The following is a 5,830-nucleotide window of genomic DNA, read 5'->3' as shown; positions in this document are numbered from 1 at the left end:
AAAATTTTTCTGGATCAAGGTAAGCCAAGAGCAGACTTGACCCCTTGGGTTGAAGATTTCATTATTGTTTTTTCAAAATATTTTTTATAGTATGGTGGCAAAAGAATTCTGCAGAACCGATCTTCCATTGAGAACCCCATGATCGACACAACCCTTCATATCTTTTACAAGGCGGCACAAAGACTGAATTTTTCCGAAGTCGCACAGGAAATGTACCTGACTCAACCGGCCGTCACCTTCCAGATCAAAAAACTGGAGAGCCATCTCGGGACGAACCTTTTTTATCGTGAAAAAAACCGGGTCGCTCTCACCGAGGCGGGAGAGGTTCTCTATCGGCATGCAAAGAGGATCCTGGACTGTTATGAGGAGGCGGAAAGAGAGGTCGGAAAAATCAGTGGTACCGTACAGGGGCGCGTCCTCGTCGGTGCCAGCACCACCATGGCGGAATATATTCTGCCTCGCCTGTTCGGGCAACTCAAGGAACGCTATCCCCGGATGGAACCGCTGCTCATGATCGGCAATTCCGACCGGATCCTGGACGGTGTTATTCGCGGGACCCTCGATGTCGGAATCCTGGCCGAAGAAGTCGTACACCGGGAATTACATCAGGAAAAGATTCTGCAGGATCAACTGGTCCTCATTGCCGCCCCGAACCACCCCATTGTCCGGGAGAAAAAGGTCACACCGGAAGTCTTGTGCCGCTACCCCTTTATCGCGAGGGAACAGGGATCCGGAACGCGGAAGGAAACGGAAATCGGACTGGAAAAGGCGGGGATGCACCCCCGTAAGCTCCGCATTTCCATGCGGCTTGAACGCGCAGAGGCCATCAAGGGCGCCGTGGAGGCCGACCTGGGGATCGCGATTCTCTCCCGGTGGGCCATACGGAAAGAACTTCGTTTAGGCACCCTGAAGATCGTTCCGATGCAGAACGTACGGCTCGTGCGGGATTTCAAGCTGATCCGTTACAAAAAGAAGCAGCTTTCCCCCTCCCAGGAACATTTTGTTGATTTCCTGAGGAACTACGACTGGCAGAATCTGTAACTGGATCCACGACCGCTACCGGTTACTTCTTCGAACGCTTCCCCGCCGTTTTTTTTCGGACCACCGTCTTCTTTAAGGGACCCGTTTTTTTCTTCACGGTCTTTTTCGCCGGGGCGGATTTACTCCGGGCCGCCGTCTTCCCGGCCGTATTTTTCCTGCGACCTTTTCCGGCCGGCAGCAGAGCAATATCGAGAACCTCGTCCATCCGTTCAACAGGGATGAATTCAAGGTTCTTTTTCACTTTGGGCGGTAGTTCCAGAAGATCCTTCTCGTTCTTACGCGGGATAATCACCTGCTGTATCCCGGCCCGGAGAGCCGCCATAGATTTCTCGCGGAGCCCCCCGATGGGCAGCACCCTTCCCCGAAGAGTGACCTCACCCGTCATGGCCAGACTCTTCTTGATGATTCGGTCCGTAAAGACCGAAGCCAGCGCCGTCGCGATGGTAATCCCCGCAGAAGGCCCATCCTTGGGAATGGCTCCGGCCGGCACATGAACGTGGATATCGCTCTGGGCAAAAGCCGACTCTTTGATGCCGAGTTTGTGTGCACGGGAACGGATAAAACTCATCGCCGCCTGGGCGGACTCCTTCATGACGTCTCCCAACTGTCCCGTCAGGACCAGCCCCCCTTTTCCCCGCATCCGGGTCGCCTCGATAAAGATCAGGTCTCCGCCGCTCTGTGTCCAGGCCAGACCGGTGGCAACGCCGACCTGGTTGTCTTCCATCTCCATTTCCGGAAGGTACCTGGGGGGGCCCAGGTACTTGTGAAGGTTGTTCGCAGTGATCAGATACTTTCTATCCTTCCCCTCAGCGACCTTGCGAGCAACCTTTCGGCAGAGGCCGGCAATCTCCCGCTCAACGTTCCGAAGGCCGGCCTCCAGGGTGTAATGGGAGATCAGGTCAAGAATCGCCGGATCGGAAATCGACAGGGTTTTCTCCGTAATGCCGTGTTCTTCCAACTGGCGGGGGATCAGGTACTGCCGTGCAATCTTCAGTTTCTCTTCATGCGTGTAGCCGGCAAGGGAGAGAACTTCCATCCGGTCCCGCAGGGCCGATGGAATCGGGTCGAGCAGGTTTGCCGTGGTAATAAACATAACATTCGACAGATCAAAAGGAACATTCAGGTAATGATCGGAAAAAGAATTGTTCTGTTCCGGATCGAGGACCTCCAAAAGTGCCGAGGAGGGGTCTCCCCGGAAATCTGAGCCCAACTTGTCGATCTCATCCATCATAAAGACCGGGTTGTGCGTCCCCGCCTGTTTGATCCCCTGGATCACTCGGCCCGGCAGCGCCCCCACGTAGGTTCGCCGGTGTCCCCGGATCTCCGCCTCATCCCGGACACCGCCGAGGGAAATCCGGACGAACTTCCGTCCGAGAGCACGTGCAATGGAACGCCCCAGTGAGGTCTTCCCGACACCGGGAGGACCGACAAAGCAGAGAATCGGCCCTTTCATTTTTTTCTTGAGTTTCCGGACACTCAGATATTCGAGGATACGGTCCTTCACCTTCTCCAGATCGTAATGGTCCTCATCCAGAATGGTCCTGGCTTTGGCAATATCCAGCACATCCCGGGTGGACTTGCTCCAGGGCATATCGATGAGCCACTCCAGATAGGTCCGTACCGTAGATGCTTCGGCGGAGTCGGGATGCATCTTCTCCAACCGGCGAAGCTGTTTTTCCGCTTCCGGAAGGACCTTGGCCGGCATCTTGGCCTTCTCGATCTTTTCACGCAGATCATTGATCTCCTCAGCCCGCTCATCCACCTCGCCCAATTCCTTCTGAATCGCCTTGAGCTGTTCCCGCAGAAAGTATTCCCGCTGGATCTTATCCATTTCGCCCTTGGCTTCAGCCTGGATCTTCTGCTGGACCGAGAGGAGTTCAATCTCCTTGTTCAGATATTCATTGACCTTTTGCAACCGCTGCACGGCGTCGGTCAATTCAAGGATCTCCTGGGCCTGATCGACCTTCAGCCCGATATTGGACGTAATCAAATCGGCCAGCCGGCCCGGATCATCAATATTTTCTGCAATGATCAAAATATCCGGAAGGATCATCTTCCCCAGCGAGACCATGCTCTCCAACTGTTCCTTCACATTCCGGATCAGGGCCTCCACCTCCACCGTCACTTCCGGCAGGACCTTTTCCTGTATTTTCTCAATCACCACTTTGAAAAAGGGCCGGTTTGTGAGGAACCGGGAAATCCGGGCCTTGGTCAGTCCCTGTACCAGGATCTTGATTCTTCCGTCGGGAAGTTTCAACATCCGCATAATGGTGGCCACCGTCCCGATGGTATGGATATCCTCCTGCGCCGGGTCCTCATCGTCCACCCGTTTCTGTGTGCTGAGCAGGATCAGACGATCCCGGGAAAGTGCCTCGTCAATGGCCCGGATTGAAACCTCCCGCCCCACGAAAAGGGGGAGAATCATAAATGGAAAGACCACCACATCCCGAACCGGCAGAAGAGGAATCTCTTCGGGAATGGTAATCTCTTCATCTTCTTTTTCTTCTTTCGAATCGATGGTCTGCTCGTCCGACATCCGGTCCCTCCTGATTATTTATCCCATAAGAAGCAGAATCACATTGACCACCTTCGCTCAAAAGGCATCAAGGTTCAGTCCCTTCAGATAGTCCTTAAAGGCCGGACCCAGTTCGGCGTTTTTGAGACCAAGTTCCACCGTTGCCTCTAAAAATCCGATCTTGCTCCCGGCATCGTATCGTTTCCCGTCAAAGATATACCCGTAGACCGGCTCCACCTCGGCCAGTCGTTGCAGGGCGTTGGTCAACTGGATCTCCCCGCCCACTCCCTTTTCCTGCCCCTCCAGAAACTCGAAGACCCTGGGGGTCAGAATATAGCGTCCGATGATCGCAAGATTGGAGGGCGCCTGCGCTTGCGGGGGTTTTTCCACCATTTCACGAACCTGGTAGACCCCCTCGCCCACCTTTTCGCCGCCGATCACACCATAGAGATGAATCTGATCCCGCGGAACTTCCTGAAGGGCCAGCACGGAGGCACCATACTCCTCGTGAACCTTCATCATCTGTCCGAGAGAAGGAACGTCGGCATCAATAATATCATCACCCAAGAGCACGGCAAAGGGTTCATCCCCGATCAGCTCCCGGGCACAAAGAACTGCATGGCCCAGCCCGAGGGGTTCCTTCTGGCGGACATAGACGAAATCGACCATGTTGGCAATTTCTTCAATCGTGTGGAGGGCCTTTGTTTTCCCCTTCGATTCAAGATAGAATTCCAATTCGACATTGCGATCAAAATGATCCTCAATCGCCCGTTTTCCCCGGCCCGTGATCATAATGATATGCTCAATCCCCGCTGCCACGGCTTCTTCCACAACATACTGGATCATCGGTTTGTCGACCAGCGGAAGCATCTCCTTGGGAGAAGCCTTGGTCGCCGGAAGAAAACGGGTCCCCAGACCCGCTGCCGGGAAGATCGCTTTCCGCACCTTCTGCATTCGGGGCATCGGATTCCTCTCTTGAGATAGACATGGAAGGAATAAAGGAAATTTTATGAATTATATAGAATGACCGCCCAAAGAGTCAAGACAAGATTCCGCACAACCCTGCAACAAAACAACCTTTTTACCGAAAATGGTCATACCCCTGCGGCAAAAGAGGCCGTCGACTCCCCTCCGGGTCCTCCAGCCACACCCCCGCTTTCGCGGGAAGGATCTCTCCGACCGGCGTCACGGGTACGGGAAGATCCGCCTGCTCCAGCGTGGACCGTACATCCGCCGACACGGTAAAAAGGAGTTCGTAATCTTCCCCGCCGTGCAGCAGATAGGGGACAGAGTCCAGGGCAAGGGTGGCACAGATTGAACGCAGCGGAACCGACGCGGGCAGATCGTACAGACGGAGAACGGCACCGACGTCACTCGCCTCGCAAAGACGGAGTAGGTCGGAAGAAATCCCGTCGCTGAGATCCATCATGGCCGTGGCCCATCCCTCCTCCCCAAGTATGCGCCCCAGCTCCATGCGCGGTTCCGGAGACCGCTGCCGATCCGGCAGATCCGTCCGGTCGTCCTCCCCCTGCTCCATCTTCATCAACTGGAGTCCCAGGGCGGCATCTCCCAGTGCCCCGCTGACAAAAAGCTGATCCCCCGGCCGGGCCCCGCTCCGCAAAATAGACTTCCCCCTCTTTGCGTTCCCTAACAGAATAATGTCCAGGACAATCCCCTCGCCCGAGCGGGAGAGATCTCCGCCCGCGAGGGTCACCTTGTACAATTCGGCGGTTTCCCGGATCCCCTTCAGGATCTTTGCCCCTTCATCTGCCGAAACGGACGGGGGGAGGGCCATGCCGACGAAAACATATTCCGGCACCCCTCCCATGGCGGCAATATCACTGAGCGCAACCCGGAGTGCTTTTGAGCCGATCTGGAACAGAGAAAACCAGCGTCGTTCAAAATGAACCCCTTCGACCAGGAGGTCCGTCGTCACCAGCAGATCCTGATCCGGCCCGCAGGAAATAACGGCACAGTCATCGCCGATACCGGTCTGAAGCCCTTTGGAAAAGGTCCGTACCGATCTCTGCAAATGCCGGACAACATCAAATTCAGACCATCGGTTCCGATCCAATCTCTCCCTCCCCCTTCACGGGAATCTATCTTCAACATCTTTTACTTAACAGAGAGGCCCGATGAAGTCAACAAAACTCAGGGATACAGCAACGAAAACGTATGTTATCTTTGATGAAGTCGTAAAAAGTCCGTTCGACCCTTCGACCCTTCGGCCGGCTCAGGACAGGCGTACTCAGGGCGAACGGTGTAAGTCATTGA

4 protein-coding genes are annotated in these 5,830 nt (G+C 55.0%); 1 reads left to right on the top strand and 3 read right to left on the bottom strand.

Going from position 1 to position 5,830, the window contains the following annotated elements:
• The first annotated feature begins 138 nt into the window (after nucleotides 1-138).
• Nucleotides 139-1,041 carry a LysR family transcriptional regulator gene (locus GXP58_10850; GenBank protein NOY54096.1) on the top strand — a complete coding sequence of 301 codons (903 nt, stop codon included), beginning with the start codon at nucleotides 139-141 and terminating at the stop codon, nucleotides 1,039-1,041.
• A 22-nt stretch (nucleotides 1,042-1,063) separates the two neighbouring features.
• Here the strand turns inward: GXP58_10850 and lon are convergent, their stop codons facing one another.
• The 3 genes from lon to thiL all read right to left on the bottom strand — a co-directional run bounded on the left by lon (nucleotide 1,064) and on the right by thiL (nucleotide 5,630).
• Nucleotides 1,064-3,577: an endopeptidase La gene (lon, locus tag GXP58_10845; GenBank protein NOY54095.1), complete on the bottom strand. Its 2,514-nt coding sequence runs from the start codon at nucleotides 3,575-3,577 to the stop codon at nucleotides 1,064-1,066.
• 57 nt (nucleotides 3,578-3,634) lie between these two features.
• A complete protein-coding gene (gene galU, locus GXP58_10840) occupies nucleotides 3,635-4,510 on the bottom strand; it encodes a UTP--glucose-1-phosphate uridylyltransferase GalU (GenBank protein ID NOY54094.1) in 876 nt (291 codons plus the stop codon).
• 127 nt (nucleotides 4,511-4,637) lie between these two features.
• A complete protein-coding gene (gene thiL / locus GXP58_10835; protein ID NOY54093.1) occupies nucleotides 4,638-5,630 on the bottom strand; it encodes a thiamine-phosphate kinase in 993 nt (330 codons plus the stop codon).
• Between the last annotated feature and the right edge of the window lie 200 nt (nucleotides 5,631-5,830).

Source organism: Deltaproteobacteria bacterium, from assembly GCA_013151235.1.
Lineage (GTDB): Bacteria > CG2-30-53-67 > CG2-30-53-67 > CG2-30-53-67 > CG2-30-53-67 > JAADIO01.
Note: the sequence above shows the minus strand (reverse complement) of the source record. Positions and strands in the feature narration are given on the sequence as shown.